The 21,875-nt window shown below is 54.8% G+C and carries 19 protein-coding genes; 6 read left to right on the top strand and 13 right to left on the bottom strand.

Annotated features, from left to right (window positions below):
- Nucleotides 1-1,273: DNA gyrase subunit A (locus tag Q0526_RS01960; protein ID WP_298730328.1), on the top strand; the 1,273-nt coding region annotated here is incomplete at its 5' end.
- Between the two features lie 115 nt (nt 1,274-1,388).
- On the opposite strand, the gene Q0526_RS01965 is transcribed toward Q0526_RS01960, so the two are convergent.
- Together Q0526_RS01965 and Q0526_RS01970 are read right to left on the bottom strand one after the other, a co-directional pair.
- On the bottom strand, nt 1,389-2,126 hold the full coding sequence (locus Q0526_RS01965) for a class I SAM-dependent methyltransferase (RefSeq protein WP_298730330.1): 738 nt from the start codon (nt 2,124-2,126) through the stop codon (nt 1,389-1,391).
- 182 nt (nt 2,127-2,308) lie between these two features.
- Nucleotides 2,309-3,991, bottom strand: a complete 1,683-nt coding sequence (locus tag Q0526_RS01970; protein ID WP_298730332.1) for a phospho-sugar mutase — start codon at nt 3,989-3,991, stop codon at nt 2,309-2,311.
- A gap of 178 nt (nt 3,992-4,169) precedes the next feature.
- On the opposite strand from Q0526_RS01970, the gene Q0526_RS01975 reads away from it, so the two are divergent.
- A complete protein-coding gene (locus Q0526_RS01975; RefSeq protein ID WP_298730334.1) occupies nt 4,170-5,699 on the top strand; it encodes a YifB family Mg chelatase-like AAA ATPase in 1,530 nt (509 codons plus the stop codon).
- 37 nt (nt 5,700-5,736) lie between these two features.
- On the opposite strand, the gene Q0526_RS01980 is transcribed toward Q0526_RS01975, so the two are convergent.
- From Q0526_RS01980 to Q0526_RS02005, 6 genes are all read right to left on the bottom strand, one after another.
- A complete protein-coding gene (locus Q0526_RS01980; RefSeq protein ID WP_298730336.1) occupies nt 5,737-6,795 on the bottom strand; it encodes a glycosyltransferase family 1 protein in 1,059 nt (352 codons plus the stop codon).
- Between the two features lie 22 nt (nt 6,796-6,817).
- On the bottom strand, nt 6,818-8,050 hold the full coding sequence (locus tag Q0526_RS01985) for a glycoside hydrolase family 3 protein (RefSeq protein WP_298730339.1): 1,233 nt from the start codon (nt 8,048-8,050) through the stop codon (nt 6,818-6,820).
- Between the two features lie 107 nt (nt 8,051-8,157).
- A complete protein-coding gene (locus Q0526_RS01990; RefSeq protein WP_298730341.1) occupies nt 8,158-9,177 on the bottom strand; it encodes a DUF4340 domain-containing protein in 1,020 nt (339 codons plus the stop codon).
- Nucleotides 9,178-9,192: 15 nt separating this feature from the next.
- A complete protein-coding gene (locus Q0526_RS01995) occupies nt 9,193-10,614 on the bottom strand; it encodes a Gldg family protein (RefSeq protein ID WP_298730343.1) in 1,422 nt (473 codons plus the stop codon).
- Nucleotides 10,615-10,629: 15 nt separating this feature from the next.
- The gene (locus tag Q0526_RS02000; protein ID WP_298730345.1) at nt 10,630-11,493 is read right to left on the bottom strand and encodes an ABC transporter permease; all 864 of its coding nucleotides are present in this window, start codon (nt 11,491-11,493) and stop codon (nt 10,630-10,632) included.
- Between the two features lies 1 nt (nt 11,494).
- Entirely contained in the window at nt 11,495-12,448 is a 954-nt protein-coding gene (locus Q0526_RS02005; RefSeq protein ID WP_298730347.1) for an ABC transporter ATP-binding protein, read from the bottom strand.
- Nucleotides 12,449-12,648: 200 nt separating this feature from the next.
- On the opposite strand from Q0526_RS02005, the gene Q0526_RS02010 reads away from it, so the two are divergent.
- Complete coding sequence (locus Q0526_RS02010; protein WP_298730349.1) at nt 12,649-13,233, top strand: sugar O-acetyltransferase; 585 nt, start codon at nt 12,649-12,651, stop codon at nt 13,231-13,233.
- Between the two features lie 41 nt (nt 13,234-13,274).
- On the opposite strand, the gene asnB is transcribed toward Q0526_RS02010, so the two are convergent.
- Both asnB and coaBC read right to left on the bottom strand, forming a co-directional pair.
- A complete protein-coding gene (asnB, locus tag Q0526_RS02015; protein WP_298730352.1) occupies nt 13,275-15,122 on the bottom strand; it encodes an asparagine synthase (glutamine-hydrolyzing) in 1,848 nt (615 codons plus the stop codon).
- Between the two features lie 70 nt (nt 15,123-15,192).
- The gene (gene coaBC / locus Q0526_RS02020; protein WP_298730354.1) at nt 15,193-16,386 is read right to left on the bottom strand and encodes a bifunctional phosphopantothenoylcysteine decarboxylase/phosphopantothenate--cysteine ligase CoaBC; all 1,194 of its coding nucleotides are present in this window, start codon (nt 16,384-16,386) and stop codon (nt 15,193-15,195) included.
- A gap of 150 nt (nt 16,387-16,536) precedes the next feature.
- On the opposite strand from coaBC, the gene Q0526_RS02025 reads away from it, so the two are divergent.
- Nucleotides 16,537-17,316: a type III pantothenate kinase gene (locus tag Q0526_RS02025; RefSeq protein ID WP_298730356.1), complete on the top strand. Its 780-nt coding sequence runs from the start codon at nt 16,537-16,539 to the stop codon at nt 17,314-17,316.
- 59 nt (nt 17,317-17,375) lie between these two features.
- Here the strand turns inward: Q0526_RS02025 and Q0526_RS02030 are convergent, their stop codons facing one another.
- The 3 genes from Q0526_RS02030 to Q0526_RS02040 all read right to left on the bottom strand — a co-directional run bounded on the left by Q0526_RS02030 (nt 17,376) and on the right by Q0526_RS02040 (nt 20,561).
- A complete protein-coding gene (locus Q0526_RS02030; protein WP_298730359.1) occupies nt 17,376-18,554 on the bottom strand; it encodes a hypothetical protein in 1,179 nt (392 codons plus the stop codon).
- Entirely contained in the window at nt 18,538-19,107 is a 570-nt protein-coding gene (locus tag Q0526_RS02035; RefSeq protein WP_298730361.1) for a sigma-70 family RNA polymerase sigma factor, read from the bottom strand. Before Q0526_RS02035 ends, Q0526_RS02030 begins: the two co-directional genes overlap by 17 nt.
- 146 nt (nt 19,108-19,253) lie before the next feature.
- Nucleotides 19,254-20,561, bottom strand: coding sequence for a galactokinase family protein (locus Q0526_RS02040; protein ID WP_298730363.1), 1,308 nt, complete (start codon nt 20,559-20,561; stop codon nt 19,254-19,256).
- Between the two features lie 245 nt (nt 20,562-20,806).
- Here Q0526_RS02040 and Q0526_RS02045 point away from each other — a divergent pair, with 245 nt between their 5' ends.
- The gene (locus Q0526_RS02045; protein WP_298730365.1) at nt 20,807-21,664 is read left to right on the top strand and encodes an AraC family transcriptional regulator; all 858 of its coding nucleotides are present in this window, start codon (nt 20,807-20,809) and stop codon (nt 21,662-21,664) included.
- Between the two features lie 8 nt (nt 21,665-21,672).
- Nucleotides 21,673-21,875, top strand: a 203-nt coding sequence (locus Q0526_RS02050; RefSeq protein ID WP_298730367.1) for a TRAM domain-containing protein, incomplete at its 3' end; no start/stop codon positions are given.

Consider the following 21,875-nt stretch of genomic DNA (forward strand, 5'->3'; position numbering starts at 1 on the left):
GCAAGACCCAGACAAGCTCATGGCGCGCCTGTTCAAAGCCACCCCGTTAGAGGACAGCTTTGCCTGCAACTTCAATGTACTGATTGCCGGTCAGCCCAAAGTTCTGGGTGTACGGGACATTTTGTTGGAATGGATCGCCTTCCGTGCGGAATGTGTACGCCGCCGCACCTACTATGACTTGCAGGGCAAGCAAAAGCGGCTGCACCTGTTGCAGGGCTTGAAGGCCATCCTGTTGGACATCGACAAGGCCATCGAGATCGTGCGCAACACCGCCGAAGAGGCCGAGGTCGTTCCCAACTTGATGATCGGGTTTGGCATTGATGAGGTGCAAGCCGAATATGTGGCGGAAATCAAACTGCGTCATCTGAACCGGGAGTACATCCTCAAACGCACCGCTGAAATTGAGGAACTGGAGGAGGCTATTGCCGACCTGCAGGACGTGCTGAAGCGGCCGGCGAGGATCAACAAAATCATTATGACGGAGTTGGCGGATGTTGCCAAAAAATATGGCAAACCCCGTCGCTGCGAGATTTTATACGAAGTTCCTGCCAACGAAGCCGAGGAACCGGAGCAGCAGATTCCCGATTACCCGGTCCATCTGTTTTTCACAAAGGATGGTTACTTTAAGAAGATCACCCCGCAGAGCTTGCGCATGAGCGGCGAGCAGAAGCTTAAAGATGGCGACGAGGTACTGTTTACCTGCGAAAGCACCAACAGCGTGGAGCTGCTCTTCTTCACCAACCATCATCAGGTTTACAAATCTCATGCGTATGACTTTGGCGACAGCAAAGCCAGTGTCTTGGGCGATTATGTAGCCTCCTCGTTGGGGATGGACGAAGGCGAGGTCCCCCTGTACATGGTGGTCACATCGGACTACAAGGGCTGGATGCTTTTCTTCTTCCAGAACGGCAAGTGTGCCAAGGTCCCCTTGCGCAGCTATGAAACCAAACAAAACCGTCGGAAGCTGCTGAAGGCGTACAGCGACAAAGCAGAGCTCGCTTGCATGCGTTACCTGCCGGAAGAGACCGAACTGGCGATTTTCACCACCAACAACCGTCTGTTACTGGCCGGCAGCGCCCTGATTCCCGAAAAAACTACCCGAGATACCGCTGGTGTCAATGTGGTAGCGTTGAAGAAGAACGCCCGTATTGCTCGGGTAACCCTTTCCTCCGGGCTGGAGCTGGCCGAAGCACACCGTTATCGCGTGCGCACTTTGCCTGCAGCGGGCGCCATCCTAAGAGCAGACGACAGCATGGAACAACTGACGTTATAACGCGCTCTGTTTTCTCCTATTTCAAAATAAAAAGCCCCCTCGGGGCACTGTGCAGTATCCGTAAAAACGGACTTATCAGTGTTCTGAAGGGGCTTTTTTGTGTATTTTTCGAGAATCAGGATTCGTTTTTCCGGGCCGAGATCAGCAGCATCATTGGACGGCGCCATTCTTCCTGCATGCCGGGCAGATCCCGCATGGACTCCGGCGGCTGCGGCTCCACTACGTGCTGCAAAACAAAACCTTGTTGCAGCAGCGTTTCCAGATAGGTCGTTAGTGTCCTATGATATTTGGTCACTGCCTCCCCCAAAAAGATTGCCTGACGGGGACCTTCCTCAAAATAGCGGTCTACCGGGAAATGCAAGATCTTTCCATCCGGGGCATAGTACCAATCCTGTGTACCATAGGCGGTAAAGACCGGGTGCTCGGTGGAAAAGATCAGCTCTCCACCGGGAATGAGCCATTGGGCGATCTTTTGCACCATCTGCTCGAAATCTCTCACATAGTGAAACGCCAAAGAGCTGAGAATCACATCAAAACTTTCAGGGGCAAAGTTCAGATCCTCCATGGCGGCACAGCGGTACTCCACGTTGGGCATCGGATTCCGGGCATGAGCCACATCCAGCATTTTGTGGGAGATGTCGGTCCCCAATACCCATGCTGCCCCCTGTTCGGCAGCATAGCGGCAGTGCCAGCCATACCCACATCCCAAATCCAATACCCGCTTACCGGTAAAATCCGGCAGCAACTTTTGCAGTTCCGGCCATTCCCCCGCCGCCTGCAGTCCTTGCCGGGAACGGTCCATCTGGCTGTATTTATCAAAAAAGATTTTCTCGTCGTATTTATTTTCTTTCATAGCAGGTTCCTCCCATGCAAATTTCCTGTATCATAGGTAATCCACATGGGCACCTGCAATTTTCTGGCCGAGAATACCGTATCGCAAGCTCTCTTTCCCCCTTTTGTGCCAACTTGGCGCAGAAAAATCCCCGCAGACCCGGAAATTTACGCAGGACCTGCGGGGAAATTCATGGTAACGAATTAGGCCAGCAACGGCTTGCAGGCTTCAGCCAGTTTGTCTTTCTGGGCCTGAGCCTCAGCCAGATCCTTGCCCTTGGTGGTAAAGTAGGTCTTGATCTTCGGCTCTGTGCCGGAAGGACGCACCACCACCGTAGCACCGCTTTCCAGCGTGTAAATCAGCACGTTGGCTGCGGGCAACCCGGTCTCCTCGGATTTTTCGTAGTCCACAACCTTAACCACTGCATCGCCGTCAAAATCCTTCGGCGGGTTGGCGCGCAGGTTGGACATGATACCCGCCATCTTGTCCATGCCGGACAGACCGGGGAACTCGAAACTGTCCACCTTGTTCAGGTAACGACCGTACTGTGCATAGATGCGCTCCAGTTCTTCCTTGATGGAGGAACCCTGTGCACGATAGTAAGCAGCCATTTCGCAGATCAGCATGGAACCGATAATGGCATCCTTATCCCGCACATAGGGGCCGGCCAGATAACCATAGCTCTCCTCAAAACCAAAGATAAAGCGATCCACTTCACCGGCAGCTTCCAGTTTGGCGATCTGATCACCGATCCACTTAAAGCCGGTGAGTACATTACGGCATTCCACACCATAGTGCTCGGCCACTTTATCCGCCAACGGGGTGGAAACAATGGACTTGCACATAACGGCATTCTTAGGCATAGTGCCCTGCTCGATACGACCTGCGCAGATGTAGTCCAACAGCAGTACGCCTACCTCGTTACCGGAGAGCAACTCATAGCTGCCATCCTTGCACTTGACGGCAATGCCCACGCGGTCGGCATCGGGGTCGGTAGCCAGCATCAGATCGGCACCAGACTTTTCGGCCAATTCCAGTCCCAGACGCAGTGCCTCGAAGATTTCGGGGTTGGGGTACGGGCAGGTGGGGAAATTGCCATCGGGGTCTTTCTGCTCTGGCACAATCGTAATATCCGTGATGCCAATATCCTTGAGCACATGGGTAACGGGCACCAAGCCAGAACCATTCAACGGGCTGTAAACCAATTTCAAGCCAGCCGTTTTGCAGATGCCCGGACGGATAGAACGAGCTTCGATGGCTTCGTACAAAGCGTTGATGCAGTCATCGCCCACATACTCAATGAGCCCCTGTGCCATCCCCTCCTCAAAAGAGATCAGCTTTGCACCGGTGAGAATATCGGTCTTTTGAATTTCGGCATACACAATATCGGCAGCCTCATCAGTCATCTGGCAGCCATCCGGTCCATATGCCTTATAGCCATTATACTTGGCCGGGTTGTGGCTGGCCGTGACCATAATGCCGGCGTTGCATTTATAGTACCGTGTCGCAAAGGAAAGTGCCGGCACAGGCATCAGTGCTTTGTAAATACGAACCTTAATGCCGTTGGCCACCAGCACCTGTGCCGCCGTACGGGCAAACAGATCGCTCTTGATACGGCTATCGTAGCTGATGGCCACGGTCTGGGTACCGCCTTGCGTCTTGACCCAGTTAGCCAAGCCCTGCGTAGCCTGCCGCACCACATAAATGTTCATACGGTTGGTGCCAGCACCGATCACGCCGCGCAAGCCCGCAGTGCCGAATTTCAGGGCTACTGCAAAACGATCCTGAATTGCTGCGTCGTCCCCTTTAACACTTTCCAGTTCCGGCTTCAAGTCGGGATCATCCAAGTCGGCTGCCAGCCAACGTTCGTACATATCCTGATACATAAGTATACACCTACACTTTCCATTTAAATGCTGTAAGCATATACTAAATATACCAACCCAGAGCGTCGGTGTCAATCAAATTTTGGTTAAAATAGCCTGTTTTTCTATCCATCTGCTTGTGCAACGGATCACAGCGCGGTATACTGGACCTAGAACAGAAACCGCGGGAGGGCAGTATATGTATGCAAAGGTGACAAGTCTGGGCGTTACCGGGCTAGCCGGCTATCTGGTACAAGTAGAAACGGATCTTTCGGGCGGACTGCCTCAATTTAATCTGGTAGGCCTGCCGGATTCTGCCGTAAAAGAGAGCAGTGAACGGGTACGCAGCGCTGTAAAAAATTTGCACTATCAATGGCCGCCCAGCCGTATCACCGTCAATCTAGCCCCCGCCGATGTGCGTAAAACCGGACCGGTGTATGACCTACCTGTGTTTATTGGGATCTTAGCCGCACAAGGAAAAGTCCCATCCCCCAGCCCCGAGCGCGCCTTCTTGGGGGAACTGGGACTGGACGGCACACTGCGCCCGGTAACCGGAGTACTGCCCATGGCATTAACGGCCGCGCAGCAAGGTGTGAAGGAATTGTTTTTGCCTGCCGAAAATGCCGCCGAAGCTGCTGTTGCAGAAGGGTTAACCGTCTATCCCGCTCGTAACGCGCAAGAAGTGGTCCTGCACCTTTGCGGAGCCGAACCGCTAGCCCCCGCCCACATCGACGGTTACGATGAAAATGGCGTGTGGCTAGGCCCCGACTTAGCTGACGTGCGGGGGCAAAGTGAAGCGCGTCGTGCCTTGGAGGTTGCGGCTGCCGGCGGCCACAACTTGCTGTTGGTTGGGCCACCTGGCACTGGCAAAAGCATGCTGGCAAAACGTCTGCCCGGCATTTTGCCGCCCCTGACCTATGAGGAAGCGCTGGAAACCAGTGCGGTCTATTCGGTGGCGGGGCTTTTGCGGGGCAGCCATGGACTGATCAAGACCCGCCCGTTCCGTAGTCCCCACCACAGTGTCAGCGCCACCGCCATTGTGGGAGGCGGCAGTATGCCCCGCCCCGGCGAGGTCAGCCTTGCCCACAACGGCGTATTGTTTTTGGACGAATTGCCGGAATTTTCTCGCGACACACTTGAAGTCTTGCGCCAGCCCTTGGAAGACGGTATCGTTACGGTCAGTCGCGTACATGGAACGGCTTCCTACCCCTGCAAGTTTATGTTGGTAGCTGCCATGAATCCCTGCAAGTGTGGGTATCTGGGCCATCCTACCCGGGAATGCACCTGTACGCCCAGTGCCATTGAGCAATACCGGCGCCGCATTTCCGGGCCGTTGTTGGATCGGATCGACCTGCATGTGGAGGCACTGCCCATAGAATATGAAGATCTGGCCGCCGAAACCGGTGGGGAATCCAGCGTGGTCGTACGGGCCCGTGTCATCGCCGCACGAAAAGTGCAGCAAGAGCGGTACCGCCCCCTGCCCGGTGTGCGATGCAACGCCCAACTGCCCGGCAGTGCGTTGCGGCGCTACTGTCCCATGACTGCCACCGCCGAAAAGATCCTGCGCGGTGCCTTTGAAAGACTTGGTTACAGTGCCCGCGCCTATGACCGCATTTTGCGGGTCGCCCGCACCGTGGCCGATTTGGATGGCAGTGAAGTGCTGGACGCTGCCCATCTTTCCGAGGCACTGCAGTATCGCAGCCTAGATCGAAAATTCCGTTCCCGATAAAAAGCGCCGCACGGCTGTTTGCCGTGCGGCGTTTCGCTTATTTTTGTTGCTGCAGTACATCCAACAGGGCTTGTGCGCTCTTCTTCCAGCTATAACGCGCCAGAAGCAAGGCGGCATCCTGTTTCGGGGACGTAGCATCGTCCACATAGCCGTGATTGGTTTTTAGGTCAATGTAGCCCGCACAATCGCCATAGACTTCCCGCATACAGGGGGTATCGCTGACAAGGATTCGAGGCGCCCCGCAAGCCACCGCCTCCAGCGGCGGAATCCCAAAGCCTTCGTACAAGGTAGGAAACAGAAAGGCTTTGCAATGGTGCATTAACGCTTTGGCTTCTCCGTCGGACACATAACCAAGGTACACCGCATTGGGCAAGTCTGCCAATCCCAGCCTTTTTGCTTCCTCTGTCAAACTGCCGCCCCCCGCGATAGCAAAAACAGCATCCGGTTTGTTTTTCGCAGCCCGCAGCACCCACGGAAAGTTTTTGTTTTTCAGCAGATTGGCCATACTGAAATAGTACTCGCCACGGCGCAGTTGCGACACTTTGGCAAAGATCCGCTCATCAGGCGCAATGCGCTGCATTTGCTGCCAGGCATTGTATACCACCGAGATGCGCTCCGGTGCTACGCCATAATACCGGGTAATTTCACGTTTCGAAAATTCCGAAACGGTGATAATATGCTGGGCCGCATGAGCAATCCGGCGGTACTGCAGGCGATGCCACGCCGCACTAAGCCGGCCCCGCAGATCGGTATAAAAATCCGGTCGCGCTCGATAGCAAACATCATGTACCACCGCAATTCCCTGAAATCCGAAAACAGGGATCACATTGCAGGTAGCCAGTCCCTTGGCGCCACGATATTTCAAGTAGGCCGGATAATCCCACTGCTGCCACGCCAGACCGGTTCTTGTACCAAAAGTGACGGTTTTAATATTCTGGTACACCGGTGCGCGCACGCCGGGTGGTGTGACTACCTCCACCATGCCGGAGGAAACCAGCCCGTCCAGTGCCGACAACAATTCGATGGAATAGCGCTGGATGCCCGAGATACGCTGCCCAAAAAAGGAACCGTCCACGGCCCATACTGTTTGTTCCATACTCTTCCCTGCCATTCTGCGGTCATAGGCCCGCATATTGTTGTTTATAACGCAAAATCCGCGCCACGCTATCGTCCAGACGTTGTTCGCTGATTTGGCCGCTTTGCACAGCTTCCCAAACCGCCTCAAACGCCGCTTCCAGCCCTTGTGGCATCAGCAGCAGATCGCAGCCCGCTTGCAGTGCCAACACGGCGGCTTCCTCTGGTGTGTAGGTTTTCGTAATCGCTCCCATCGACAGCGAGTCGGTAATCACCAGCACATCTTCTTCTGGCAGAAGGTCTTCGCGCAGCAACTCGGTCACCACCCCATAGGAAAGCGACGCGGGTTCTTCCTCACTGCTCAGCGCCGGTGCCGCAATATGTCCCACCATAATCGCATGGGGGCCAATGCCGTCCGAACCTTCTGTGGGCAGCAAAAACGGTAAAAATTCACAGTCCATCATTTCTTCTCGGGTACGCTGGGTATAGGCCAGTCCACTGTGACTGTCCTCTGCGGTATCGCCATGTCCCGGGAAATGTTTAAGGGTTGGCAGAATACCTTCTTCCTGCAAGCCCTGCGCCATAGCGCCCGCCATCGCTGCCGTCGTTGCGGCATCCTGCGAAAAAGCCCTTGTCCCTATAACGGTATTGGCCGGGTTGGTGTACACATCCGCCACCGGCGCGAAATCCATGGTAAAGCCGTATTCTCGCAGATAGGCCCCAATGGTCCGCCCCATCTGCCGGGCAGCTTCCGGGTCGCCAGTAGCCCCTACTGCCGCTGCGCTATCATATTGGGGCAGCGTAAACCCCGGATGGTTGGCCAAACGCGCCACCGCCCCACCTTCTTCATCCACAGCAATCAGCAGAGGAATCTTACTGGCTGCCTGCAAGTCCGCATTGAACTGGGTGAGCTGCGCCGGATCGGTAATATTTTTACCGAATTGACAGATGCCTCCCACCGGATAGGTTTGCAGCGTCTGCCGCATCACATCGCTGAGATGGGTAACCCCTTCCCCGTTCTCATCGTCAATCTGTTGTTGAGACAGTGTGGGGTCTAAGGCATCGGGACGTACAATAAAAAGCTGGCCTACTTTCTCCCGCAAAGTCATTTTTTGCAAAAGCTGCTCAACGGAATCCTGCGACGCGCTTTCCGCTTGGGTCGGCTGCGGTGTTGGCTGTACCTGCACCTCTGCCTCGGTCCCCTTTTGTGTACAGCCGCATAGCAAGAGCGGCGCCAATAAAGCGCACAGTACCCGTTTGGATGCTTGCCTGATCATCGCCCCGCCCCCTTTTCCTTGCCATTATACCATGCACCGATACGCAGGGCAAGCTGCCGCCGCATTCCCAAAACAGGCCCCCGTCCCGGAGGACGAAGGCCTGTTGCTTAGTTTTTACTTTCTACATCGGCATAATCATCCTTGCCACCCACCGGGTGTTCCGCAATGATGGTATCCTCTTCTTCTGCAGTTTCTGCAGTGGCGGTATCGTCATACAGACTCTCTTTCGTCACCGCATAGGCAGATTTATAATCAGCGTTGGCTTCGTAGACAATCGTGGGCGCACCACTGGATGCCACATAGCAAAGCGTGTCATCTTCTGCCGTCAGGTTTCCAAAGCGCACCGTCAGGATTGTTCCATCGGTGAAGGTCAGCGTGACCGTTACATCCGGTTGGTCCAAGCCATAGGTCATATCCGCTTCCGGCGTGGTAATGGACCAATCCGTCTGCAATCCACACACTGTATTGGCCATCTTTTCCACAGCGTCCTGATCCAGCGGATAGCTGGCATCGTCTGCCAAAGTCCAGTTTCCATCGGTTTGGGTAAAGGTCAAATCCCCTACCTGCATGGTCGCCACGTCATCCGCTTCTTGATCCGTCAACGTCTGTGCCTTATACAAGTCCCGCGGGTCTTTGCAAAGTCCGATTAGATCGTCCTGTGCAACCGTATACACGGAGCCGTCTCCGGCATACACATAGTATATATCCGCCACATTGTTGGCCTGATCCACCGTTAGGGTGCATGTACTTTCCCCGCTGGCGATGGTAAGCACCATTCGCAGGGTATCGCTCATCGAGGGGATTTCCGCCAACTCATCTCCCTGCAACTGCCGCTGCGGGGTAAGGGTTGCATACTTTTCTACCAAAGCGGCTACCACTTCCTGATCCAGCGGTAAGGTCGGGTCGGATTCCAGCATCCAGTTGCCCTCACTGCCTTTCAACAAGGTAGCCTCCTCGTTGTCACCGCTGTAAGAGATGCGATCAATCTCCTCGGCAGAGAAGCCGCACAGGGTGGGGTTCACCGTTTCCTGCCCGGTTTGGGAAAATTTCAGCACTGCCAGCACTACCGCCAGCACTACTACGCCTGCCGCCAGTACCACCAGCGGCAGCATTTTTTTGCGATTCACAGGCATCTTCTCCTTTTATCGACGGCGGCGAATCAAACAGATCACCACGCCCGCAATCAGACAGACGATGGGCAACACAAAGACAAAGAGCAGCGCCAAACCGATGCGCGCCGCGTTGGGCACTACAAGGCTGGCAGCACTCATACTTTTGCTGTTGATAACCGCCGTGGTTTGTTCTCCGTTAAACCAGTTGACCACACTGCCGAACATCTGGGCGTTGCCTCCCGAAACGCTCTGGTTAGCAGTAGAAAGTAACATATTGGGACAGTTGACCCACACCACCTTGGCTCCCGTCGTATCGTTTTGCGCTGCCATGGCTACCGCAAAGCTCCCTTCCGGGTCGGTGTCGGATTTTTCCACCGTTTCGGCGTTCTGGTAGTCCACCAAAGAGTAGGCTGCATCGCTGGTCATCAATAGGGGCGTCATGGTATATTCACTGTCCTCTGCCTGCACAATGCCCTGCGCAATGGGGGTATATACCCGCATGCCGCTGGTCATACCTGCCAGAATTTCACTGGATTGAACATTGGGCATCAGATAGGTTTGGGGATATCCATAGGGGTAATTGTCCCCGTTGGTTTCGACCAACAGTCCCGCCTGCCGCGTCATGCCGCAGTCCGCCAGTACGGTGTCCAAATTGGGGGTGTCCACCGTAAAATCGGTCACAACAAAAAGCTTACCGCCGTTTTCTACGTAGCTGCTCAGCATTTCAGCTTCCGCCTGCGTCACGTCTGCCAGCGGCGCGTTGATCACCAAACTTTCGGCATCCTCCGGAATAGAACCCGCAGTGGTCAGATTCAGGCTTTCCGTGGTGACGCCGGCATTGTCCAGCGTTTCCAAAAAATCGCTTTCTAGTGCCGTTTCTCCATGGCCGGTCAGCTCATACATCTGATAACTGGTGGTCCGAATCACGTTGGCCAGCGAGGCCGTCAGGCTGTTTTCGGCATCGAAACTGTACTCTTCTGAGCCGTAATAGTAGGCCTCCATATCGATCTGGTACATTTCATCATAGCTTACCACATCGTACCGATCCCCGGTGGTCATTACCACGCAGCCGGTGGAAGCCCCCTCGTACTTTTCCGCAAAAGTCGGGTACAAAACCGGATCCCGCTGCTGCCATGTAAAATGACTGCTTTCATCGGCATAGCGATCCAGCAACCGCGTAATGTTGGTATCCTCCTGTCCGGAAACCGCCAGATAATACGCCGTCACGTCGGTCTGCAATTCATGCAGAAGGTTTTTGCTGGTATCGCTCAAGGTAAACAGAGAACTGGTAGAAATATCCAGCTCGGTGTATTTGGTGGGCAGTGCCTGAATCACTAGATTGAGCAGTACCACCGCCGCCAGCACCACCACGGTCAGCGCCGAAGCATACAAACCGTTACGAAAGGTCTTTTTGCTGCCGTGGAGCTTTTTCCAAGTTGCTTTTAGATTCATCGGTGTTTCCTCCCCTCAGTTCCAACGGCGGCGCTCGATAGCCTGTCCGGTCAGGAACAAGAACAGCGCAATAACCGAGAGATAGTACACAATGGCCGAGATGCTGAACATCCCGCCGACCACACCGTTAAAAGGCGTGAAAAGTGCCATGGCAGAAAGGACCGCATCAAAAGCGGAAAGCAGCCATGTGGGACGCAGTACAAACAGAACCGCCAAGGCTACGCCGCCAACGCAAAAGACAGCACAGCCGGTGGTTAGACTTTTGCAGACTACCCCCACCAGAACCGACGCGATGAGCAGCACTACCAAAAAGACGATCAACGCCAGAAGGTTGCCGCTGGTAAACATCGTCTGGATACCGTTCATCAGATACGCCACCAACAGCACACCGAACGTAGCCAAATAGGCAATGATCTGATTTTCCGTCAAGGCCGAGATCCATGTACCAATCGCAAGACAAGCCGCCCCCAACAGAAGATAAGCCAGCAACGCACTGTACGCAGAAATGAGCGACACGGTGCCGAAAGCCGTCAAAATCAGGGGCATAACCACTGCCACGATCATCGGGGCGGCAAACACCACGAACTCCGCCAAGAATTTGCCCAGAACAATGCTGGGGATTCCCACCGGGCTGGTCAGAAGCAACTGATCGGTCTTATTGCGCCGCTCCTCGGCAAAGCTGCGCATGCTGATGGCCGGCAGCAAAAACAGCAGGATCATCGTGGTCGTGTAGAGCACCGAGGCAAAATCCGAGGAAGCATACATCAAGTTCCGATTGGTGAAATACAACCCCAAGAAGAACAGGCTCACCGCTGCCGTCACATAGCCAATCATGCCAGTATAATAGGCTTTTGTCTCGCGTTTGAAAATAGCCGCCATATTACGCATCCTCCTTCGTATCGGGGGCTTCGGTCAGCTGCAGGAATACATCCTCCAGACTCATGCTCTCGGCACTCAGGTTCAATACCGGGCAGCCGGCCTTTGCCATCGCCAGCGAAAGGGCCCCTCGCAGGTCGGTTCCCGCCGCGCTAACCGCCGTAAAGCTGACCTCACCGCCCTTTTCAGCGGTAACGCGCAAATCGGTCAGCCCCGGCACCGTGGCAGCGGCCTCCAAAACCGTCTTCCGGTCGCCCTGTGCCGTAGCGGAGATGGTCCCCTTGGCAGCCAGTTTGCCCGCCAATTCTTCCGGCGTGCCCTGCGCCACCAATTTGCCCTTTGCAATGATCAAAACACGATCGCAGATCGTTTGCACCTCGCTCAAGATATGACTGGACAGAATCACCGTATGCGTTTTGCCCAAATCATGAATCAACGAGCGGATCTCGATCATTTGGGCGGGATCCAACCCAACCGTAGGTTCATCAAGAATGATCACCTTGGGTGACCCCAGCAGGGCCGCTGCAATGCCCACGCGCTGCCGGTATCCTTTGGAGAGGTTGCGAATCAGACGGGCTTCCATGCCTTGCAGACCTGCCCGTGCGCAAACCTTCTCCACATCGGCCAAACGCTGCGCCTTGTTGCGCACACCTTTGAGTTCCGCCACAAACCGCAGATATTCCGTCACCGTCATGTCCTGATACAGCGGCGGTTGCTCTGGCAGGTAGCCAATGCAGGCCTTTGCCTCAGAAGGTTCCTCGGTAATATCATGCCCCGCAATGGCAACTGTGCCTTCGGTGGCGGACAGATACCCCGTCAAAATATTCATAGTCGTAGATTTACCGGCGCCATTAGGCCCCAACAAGCCGTAGATACAGCCGTCCTCTACCGTAAAGCTGATATCATCCACGGCGGTATGCTTTCCGTAACGCTTTGTCAGATGTTTAACTTCGATCAAAGTGTACTCTCCCCCTTTTGGTTTGCATCCACGCCCCGTGTGCAAACATCGGTGCATGTAAATTTTATTATAATGGAAAATTGTGAAAAATGTGAGGTAGTCCGCCGATGAACTATGACAACATTGCCTTGTGCAGGGAACTATGTTATAGTGAAATTGCCCGAAGAACTTCTTTTTTCGACAAAGTAGGAGGTGCTGTGATGACTGAACGGGAAAAAATGCTGGCAGGACAACTGTATGACTGCGGTGATCCTGAGTTGTTGACACAATGGCACAAAGCAAAAAATCTGATGCGCGACTACAATCGTCTGGACTCTGAAAACAGCGCGGAAAAAGACCGTATCCTAACTGAACTACTGGGCGGACGCGGTCAAAATCTATGGATCACCGCGCCGTTCTATGTGGACTACGGTAACAATATCTATTTTGGCAACAACTGCGAAGTGAATATGAACTGCACCTTTTTGGATGACAACCGCATCGTTATTGGGAATAACGCTTTGATTGCCCCCAACGTACAGATCTACACCGCTTTTCACCCGACCAACGCCGCAGATCGCTTTGGTCCCCTAAAAGAGGACGGTTCCTTTTCTTTTTGCAAAACCCAAACAGCGCCGGTTATCATCGGCAATCATGTATGGATCGGCGGCGGTGCGATCCTGCTGCCCGGCGTACGAATTGGGGATAATGTGGTCATCGGTGCCGGCAGTGTCGTTACCAAAGACATTCCTTCCAACACCGTCGCCTGCGGAAACCCCTGCCGCGTCATTCGCGCCAATCAATAAATGGATACGAAAAAGCCCGGAGCAATGCTCCGGGCTTTGCCTTATGCCAGCTCCACTTTGTAGGTTTGCAGCCAATAGTTGAGCTGCAAAAACCATGCAATGGTTTGAGGGGTGGTCATCAGCTGCCCATACCACGGCACCGGATTGTCAGCCCCTGAGGCCAGCAGCCGTTCCAACGCCTCGGCCCGGATAATGCGCAGCAGCGGTGCCGCCGGGTCTTCCAGCACTTTGGTCAGCTCTGCTGAAACCGCTGCCAAATACCCCGGATTCCATGTTTTGGGGTAGGGGCTCTTTTTCCGCCACAGGACCTCCGGCGGCAGCACACCTTCCATAGCCTCCCGCAAAAGCCCTTTTTCTTTGCCTTGGTAGTCCTTGTACTCCCAAGGAACAGAATAGAGGTATTCTGCAATGCGGTAATCACAGAAGGGCACACGCACCTCCAAGCCGTTGTACATACTCATCCGATCTTTGCGGTCCAGCAGCGTCTGCATAAACCAATGAAAATTCAAACTCATCATTTGGCGCATACGCTGTTCCAGCGGCGAAAGCCCGGGGCGAACCGAAGTTTCCGCCAGTGTCTTTTGGTACTGAGCATCTACAAATTTTTCCGGCTCAATTCCATCCAGCACGCCGGGTTTGATGAAACTGGCCCGGTATGCTGTGGACTGTGCCCAAGGGAAGCCGTACTTTTCCCGGATGGTGGGATCCCGATACCAAGGATAGCCGCCGAAAATTTCATCGGCACATTCTCCCGAAAGCGCCACGGTCGCATGGGGCTTGATCTGCCGACAAAACACCAGCAGCGAGGCATCCACATCCGCCATACCGGGCAGATCCCGCGCATCTACCGCATCGTACAACGCCGGCACCAGTTCCGGGGTATCCAGCGTAATCCAGTGATGTTCCGCATGCAGGAACTCGTTCATCCGGCGGATGAACGGTGCATCCGGGCCGGGCTGAAATTTGGTTTGATGAAAATAGCGCTTGTTGTCTTTATACCCCACCGAAAAGGTGTGCAGCGTTTTGCCCTGCGCGGCAAATTGGGCATCTGCCACCGCCGAGATCAGACTGGAATCCAGTCCACCCGAAAGAAAGGTCGCCACCGGCACGTCAGAAACCAACTGCCGCTCGATGGCGTCCATCAGCAAGTCCCGCACCTTACGTGCCGTGGTCCCGAAGTCGTCAGGGTGTTCATGGTCCACCAACTGCCAATAGCGATGCAGTAGCAGCCGACCGGTATCGGCTTCATAGATGCCATACTGCCCCGGCAGCAATTCATGGACATTCTGGAAAACGCCGCTTCCCGGTCTGCGGCCGGGGCCCAACAGAAGCACTTCCGCCAGTCCCTCGGCATCCACCCGCGGCGGTACCGCCGGGTGCGCCAACACAGTTTTGATCTCGCTGCCGAAAATCAGGCTATCCTGTGTCTTGGCATAAAACAGCGGTTTGACCCCGCATCGATCCCGCGCCAAAAACAGTTTGCCGGCGTGGGTCTCCCATACCGCAAAGGCAAAAATCCCGTTGAATCGGTCCACGCAGGCAAGGCCCCATTCAGCATAGGCATGCAGCACCACTTCGGTGTCGGAATGGCCTGTAAACGTATGTCCCCTTCCCTCCAGCAGGCTGCGCAATTCCGCTGTGTTGTACAATTCACCGTTATAGACCAGCGTATAGCTTTCACCATGCCAGTCCAACTGCATGGGCTGACAGCCGTTTTCCAAATCCACCACAGCCAATCGTGCGTGAATCAACGCGGCGCGTCCACTGATGTACATACCCCGTTGGTCTGGTCCCCGCCGCGCCATCGTGCGCTGCATAGCGCAGTAGGCCGCGTAATTGCCCTGAATGGCGCGCGGGTCGCGCCCGATCTGCCCCGCTATTCCGCACATAAAAAAAGACCCCTTTCTGCCCTAGTTCTTCCAAGAAATATGCAGAAAGGGGTTCTTTTAGTACGAGGGATTACTGTGCTGCGATGGCATCGGCAATGCGATGCGCCACTGCGTCCTTACTTTGCAGAGGCAGCTCTTCGCTGCCGTGTTCCGTGATCAGTGTCACCACATTGGTATCCACGCCGAAACCGGCCCCCGGCACTTTTAGGTTATTCGCCACGATCATATCCATATGCTTTTTACGCAGTTTGGCCGTGGAATTTTCAAGCAAATCACGAGTTTCCATTGAGAAGCCGCAGACAAACAGCCGCGGCGGTTTATGTTCGCCCACCCACGCAAGAATATCCTGCGTGCGTTCCAGCGCCAATGTCATCTCGCCATCCTGCTTTTTCACTTTATCGGCGGCTACCGTAGCGGGGCGATAATCGGCCACCGCCGCAGCCATGACCAGTGCATCCGCGTCCATGGCGTGCTGCTGTACCGCAGCAAATAAATCCGCCGCTGTTGTAAAGGGGACCATCTTTACAAAGGGTACGGGCGGCAAGGTGCAGCCTGTGGACGCCAGCAGCGTAACGTCCGCCCCCCGCAGCATACAAGCGCGCGCTACCGCATAGCCCATTTTACCGGTGGAATGGTTGGTCAGATACCGGACCGGGTCCATGGATTCCTGCGTAGCTCCCGCCGATACCACCACTTTTTTGCCCCGCAAATCCTTTTCGCAGGCCAGCTCCCGCAGTACATAGTCCACAAGGACGCTTTCTTCAGGCAGACGGCCCGAGCCCACGTCCCCGCAAGCCAGCAGCCCCGAACCGGAGGGAATCACCGTAAAACCGTAGTGTTCCAGCGTTTTGAGATTATCCTGTGTGATGGGATTCTCCAACATATGGGTGTTCATGGCCGGGGCCACCAGTTTGGGGCAGGTAGCTGCCAACGTCACGGTGGTGAGCATATCGTCTGCAAGACCGTGAGCCATCTTGGCGATCACGTTCGCGGTCGCCGGCGCAATAAGCATCAGGTCCGCCGCATTGGCCAAAGATACATGGGCCACATCATACTGAAAATTGCGGTCAAATGTATCCACGATACAGCGGCGATTGGTCAGCGTTTCAAACACCAACGGTGCAATAAATTCGGTGGCATGTTTCGTCATCAGGACATGCACATCTGCCCCCATTTTCACCAGTGCGCGGGCTACATTGGGCATTTTATACGCGGCGATGCCCCCGGTGATTCCGAGGACAATCGTTTTTCCTGTAAGCTGCATAGGATTTCACGGTCCTTTCCCTATTTAGATAGGTTTATTATAGCAACTTGACAAAGGTTTGTAAATTGCCGCGCTTTTGCCTTTCGGGTTTGCAAAATATCCACAAACTGTTATAATGGTACCAGTTTTACAGGAATGGAGCCTTAGGGTATGGTACTGGCGGTCGATATCGGCAATTCGAATATCTGCATCGGTGGACTGGGTGGCGATGGGCACCGGGAGGTGCTGTTCACCACGCGTATGGTGACACGAGCGCGCTGTACCGGCGACGAGTATGCTGCCGAACTCAAATTTTTGCTGGGCCGTTTGCAGGTAGATTGTGCCGCCTGCGAGGGGGTCATTGTTTGCAGTGTGGTCCCCAGCCTGACCACGCCGTTGGCAGATGCATGCCGTCGGCTGACCGGGCAGGAAGCTCTGATTGTCCAGTACACTTTGGAAACAGGACTCACCTTCCGGGTAGACGAGCCGTGGCGAGTTGGTCGGGACCGCATTGCCGATGCCGTTGCAGCGGCGGCGCTCTATCCTCTGCCCTGTATGACCGTAGACCTTGGCACCGCCACCACCTACAATGTACTTTCCGCCCAGCGGGAATTTCTGGGCGGTTTCATTGTTCCCGGCGTACAGACCAGCTTACGGGCCATCAGCGCCGGGACCGCACAACTTCCCCCTATTGCCCCGCAGCCGCCGCAGGATCTGATCGGCCGCAACACCGTGGAGGCACTGAACAACGGCGCCATGTTCGGCACGGCTGCCATGCTGGATGGGCTGGCCGAACGGGTAGAAGCCCAACTAGGGGCCCCGCTGACCGTGGTAGCCACCGGCGGTCTAGCGCCCTACATTACCCCTTGCTGCCAACGCAAAATCGTTTATGACGCCGACTTGCTCTTCAAGGGATTGGCGTTGCTGTGGGAATGGAACCACCCCCTTTGATCTTTGCCAATCAAGACCGCCGCAGCCGGAAATTCCGGCTGCGGCGGTCTTACTTTGTGTCACGGCAGAGGGATCAACCAATGTTCTACCGTCAGTATATCCCCTTTGCGCGTCACCAGAATCGCCTGTCCGTCATCGCTGCACATGTAGGAGACCTTCTCCTCTTCCTCCGGGTTCAAGCTCTCCGAATATGCCTGAAAACCGCCATCACCATAGTACCACCCTGTACCATATATACCGGTAGTAACCGACACGGTTTCCCGGCTCTGTAAAGTGCCTTGCGCACGCACCTCCTCCGGTTGCAGCTCCATAAGTTCCTGCCATAATTCTTCTTCCCTCGTATCGGTTTCTTCTGCAGGGGCTACTTCTTGCTGCGGTCCTTCTAACCATTGACGGCGCAGCTTTTCGGCTTGCTCCGGGTCCCCACGGTCTTCTGGAATCGGCAGATCAAACAGCAGGTAGATGCCGTCCGTCCTCCCCGTCGGGGTGATAACCCCTGTGTCCGCATCCTGCGAGAAACCGCTGAACAGCGCCCCAGCGCCGCCTACCTGCTCCAGCACCACCGCCAGTTTGGGGTCTTTATCGGCAAAAGGTTCCACTGTGTCGGTTTCCACCAAAATATAGCGAATCCCGTCCTGCACAATGTCATGGCGGGCACCGTTCATGGTAAAGACATTGTACTCCATGATCGGGCAGTCCGGTGATGCAAAAAGAGGCGACACCAAACTGTTACTCAAGGTGACATCCCCGCCTGTATCGGACAGTTCCGCCATGGGTGTACCGTCAGTATGGGCTATCGCCAGCACTGCATAGCTGCGTTCCGGCAAAAGTCCCACGTTCTCCCAATCGGAAGACCAATATTCTGTGACGTTTGCGCCGGTGGTAATGCCCAGCAAAGTGACCGTATAGGGGTCAGCCTGTTGGGTACTCTCGATACAAATACTCTGCTCTGTCTCAAACAACGCAGCCAGCTCCTCCTGCTCCATCTGCCGAGCCGCGTCAGCCGGAGACAGAAAATATCCTGCCGCTGCCACGCCCCCAGCGCACAAGCAGCAAACCACCGCTGCCGCTGCCAAGGCACGTCCTATCGACCACCGCAGTGGCCGCCTTCTTTTACGGGCGTTTTCCTCTTTTTCGATTTGTCCGACGGCCAAACCAACGATCCGTGCTCTCTGCTCTTCGGATAACGGTTCTTCCGGCCACGTCGCCTTCTCCAGTTCCTCATAAAGCTTTGCCATAACCGGGCTCCTTTCCAAACAACTGCAAAAACTGTTTTTTCAATCGCGCTCTTCCTCGAGAAAGCCGTACATTGACAGCATGTTCTTCCATATCGAGTGCCCGGCCTATTTCCTTGCTGGACTGCAACCCATAATAACGGCGAAGAAAAATTTCCCGATCTGGTGGTTCCATCTGTTCCACCAATTCAGCAATCAGTTCTTCAGCCTCCGACGCGGCAGCCGGTCCAAGCGGCTGCGCCAGCAATTCAAAGTCTTCGGGCAAAGGATCTGCGGAAGTCCGGCGCAGTTGGCGGTAGCGGTCAATGGCTTTGTTGCGCGCCGTAACAATCAGCCAGGCCTTCAGGTGATACCGCTCTGCCAAAAGTGTATCGGCCTGACGCCAACACTGGACCAGTACATCTGCCAGACACTCCTCCACATCCCGGGGATCAGACAGGACGTGCCGCACCAAAGCCCGCAGCATACCCCCGTAGAGGGACAACAACTGCGTCACGCCCTCTTGCGGGTCTTGCCGGATGCACCGCAGCAACGCCGCCTCTTCAGTCGTTTGCACCTTCTTCATCTCCTTTTTGCTTCTGGATGGGAAAGGACCTTTCACTTAGTTAGACGCAGCATCCCCCGAAAAAGTCTCACATCTTTTTTCAGACAGAAAAAAATCCCGTCGGCCCTTTTTGGGAGCCGACGGGAAAATATACAGGATTACAGTTCCGGCGTAACAGGCACTGCACCATAGTTGCGGATGTTCAGCACATGGCAGCTTCCCTCGCCGAAGCAGGCATCGATGGTAGCGCGGTAGGTATCCACCAGATCCTTAGGCACAAACGCCTGAATGGTACCGGCGAAACCGCCGCCCTGCAAGCGCCAAGCGCCCCGGCCGTTCAGGACCTTCTGGCTCAGCGCCAATGCCAGCGGCACCCCCTGTTCCTTCGGGTTTTTGATGCTGTAAGCATTCTGGTTGAACTCGAAGCTGGAATGGCCGCCCTCAATGATCAACTGCAGGAAGGTATCGAAATCGTCCTCTTTTACTGCGTCGCAGAGCGCAGCAGCACGACGGCAGTCATTGTAGAAGTGAATGGAACGCACCACCGCACGGTCACCCAACACTTTGCGCAGTTTCGGAATAGCTGCATAGAAGTCCTCTTCCGGCACATCGCGCAGGACCTTTTTGCCGAACTGTGCAGCCACGCTCTCCATCTCACGGCGGATTGCTGCATAATCATCGGTCAGGTCCGCATGGCTGCCCTTGGTGTCGCTGATGCACATGACAAAACCATGCTTGGCCAAATCGATCTCCGTCTGGCCCACCACCGGATGCTCCGGGTCCTTGAAATCGATGGTGATCACGCCACCCACAGCACAGGCAGTCTGGTCCATCAACCCACAGGGTTTGCCAAAGAAAACATTCTCGGAATACTGGCCAATTTGAGCGATACGAACCTGACTGAATTTCTCCATGTCATTGTCATTGTACTCGCCGCGGAAGATTGCGCCGATGCAGACCTCGAAGGCCGCCGAGCTGGACAGTCCGGACCCACGCAGCACATCACTGGTGGTGTAGGCATCAAAACCGCCCACCTTGCCGCCATCATTCAAGATGCCCACTGCCACGCCACGGATCAACGCGGCGGAATGCTCGGTTTCCCGCGGCTGGGGGGTACGGATGCTCAGGTCCACATCGTCGATCTTTTCGAATCCATGAGATTTTACCCGAACAATATTGTCGTTGTTGGGGGAAACCACCGCCACAATATCGAGGTTGACCGAACCTGCCAGCACAACACCATTGTTGTGGTCGGTATGGTTGCCGCCAATCTCAGTACGACCGGGGGCAGAATAGAGCCGCACCGTGCGGTCAGCACCAAATTCCGCGGCAAAGCGGTCGATCAGCTGCGTGTACCGCGCACGCTGGGCTGCAACAATTTTCTCGTCCTCACCGTACAGTTTGGTGAAGGCACCGTCATACAAACCCTGCGCAATTTGCTGCTTCAATTCAATGGTATTGGCCATAGTTCCACTCGCCTTTCCTGTTGCGTGGGCCCTTTTTGCTATCATGCACAAAAAGAGCCACACTATTTTAGGCAAACAGCCAAACGGCCGGCTGTTTGCATTGCTCTTGTACCCAGTATAACAAATTCTACGGGGAAGTAAACATTTTTTTACTGCTCTTTTATGGACTTTTGATGAATGCTTTGGTATAATAATAACAATGATAAAGTTGTTTTCTGGCCCAACGGCAAACGAGGTGTGTATGCATGACAAGCCTAACCAAACAATCCTATAAACAAAACTATACCGACAATGTCGAATTGTCCATCTTCAACTGTGGGCACGAATATTGCGAACCGGGCCACACTTGGGGCCCCGGCGTACGGGATCATTACCTGATCCATCTCGTGGTGGCCGGCAAAGGGGTCTATCAGGTCGGTGGGGTTTCCCACACCTTGCAGGAAGGCGATCTGTTTTTGGCGAAGCCCAACCAACTGATCACCTATGCCGCAGACGAAACCGACCCGTGGGAATACTATTGGGTGGGATTCAACGGCGCATGTGCCAACAAACTGGTGCAGCAGACGCCCTTCAACGATCTGCACCCGGTCCACCACTGCAAAGATCCGCAGGCTGTGCGGGAAGCCTTGTATAATATCTACCTTTCCCGCGGACCGGAGCCCCAGTGTGAAGCCCTGATGACCGGCTATCTGTACATTTTCATGGCACATCTTATGAAAGAAGCCCGGGACGCCATGCCCAATATGGGTTCCTCCAGCAGCCAGTATGTATTGTCGGCCATCAAATATATCCAGTTCAACTATTCCCACGACATCTCAGTGGACGACATCGCCAAGGCGGTCGGCGTCAGCCGCAGTCACCTCTACCGGGTGTTTATGGCCAATGTGGGACAAAGTCCCATCGACTATCTGACCAACTATCGCATCAGCGAGGCGTGCAGCCTCCTAAAAAACTCCAACCTCTCGATTGCCGAGATCGCAGTCTCGGTGGGATTCTTTGACCAGTTCTACTTTTCCCGCGTATTCAAGAAAGTCAAAGGTGTCCCCCCCAGCAAGTATCTGACCACCTTGGAGAAAGACCAAAACAAACCTGCCGATAAATAAGGAGTATTATGCCATTTATCAAAAATCAAATTCTTCGTCTAACCATAGAGTCTCTTTCCAGCGACGGAAACGGCGTGGCACATTCTGATGGACAAGCGGTCTTTGTTCCCGGGACTGCGCCGGGGGACGAAGTCGATGTACGCATCGTTAAACCTATGAAAGGGTATGCCTTTGGCCGGTTGGAAACCTTGTACACCGCCGGCCCCGGCCG

It is taken from the genome of uncultured Subdoligranulum sp. (assembly GCF_937890665.1).

Bases quoted from the DNA above. Each gene is read 5' to 3' on its own strand.
- asnB (WP_298730352.1), bottom strand. From the start codon at position 15,122: ATGTGCGGAATAGCGGGGCAGATCGGGCGCGACCCGCGCGCCATTCAG.
- Q0526_RS01995 (WP_298730343.1), bottom strand. From the start codon at position 10,614: ATGAATCTAAAAGCAACTTGGAAAAAGCTCCACGGCAGCAAAAAGACC.
- Q0526_RS02010 (WP_298730349.1), top strand. From the start codon at position 12,649: ATGACTGAACGGGAAAAAATGCTGGCAGGACAACTGTATGACTGCGGT.
- Q0526_RS02045 (WP_298730365.1), top strand. From the start codon at position 20,807: ATGACAAGCCTAACCAAACAATCCTATAAACAAAACTATACCGACAAT.
- Q0526_RS01965 (WP_298730330.1), bottom strand. From the start codon at position 2,126: ATGAAAGAAAATAAATACGACGAGAAAATCTTTTTTGATAAATACAGC.
- Q0526_RS02040 (WP_298730363.1), bottom strand. From the start codon at position 20,561: ATGGCCAATACCATTGAATTGAAGCAGCAAATTGCGCAGGGTTTGTAT.
- Q0526_RS01975 (WP_298730334.1), top strand. From the start codon at position 4,170: ATGTATGCAAAGGTGACAAGTCTGGGCGTTACCGGGCTAGCCGGCTAT.
- coaBC (WP_298730354.1), bottom strand. From the start codon at position 16,386: ATGCAGCTTACAGGAAAAACGATTGTCCTCGGAATCACCGGGGGCATC.
- Q0526_RS01980 (WP_298730336.1), bottom strand. From the start codon at position 6,795: ATGGAACAAACAGTATGGGCCGTGGACGGTTCCTTTTTTGGGCAGCGT.
- Q0526_RS01970 (WP_298730332.1), bottom strand. From the start codon at position 3,991: ATGTATCAGGATATGTACGAACGTTGGCTGGCAGCCGACTTGGATGAT.
- Q0526_RS02030 (WP_298730359.1), bottom strand. From the start codon at position 18,554: ATGGCAAAGCTTTATGAGGAACTGGAGAAGGCGACGTGGCCGGAAGAA.
- Q0526_RS02000 (WP_298730345.1), bottom strand. From the start codon at position 11,493: ATGGCGGCTATTTTCAAACGCGAGACAAAAGCCTATTATACTGGCATG.
- Q0526_RS02025 (WP_298730356.1), top strand. From the start codon at position 16,537: ATGGTACTGGCGGTCGATATCGGCAATTCGAATATCTGCATCGGTGGA.
- Q0526_RS01985 (WP_298730339.1), bottom strand. From the start codon at position 8,050: ATGATCAGGCAAGCATCCAAACGGGTACTGTGCGCTTTATTGGCGCCG.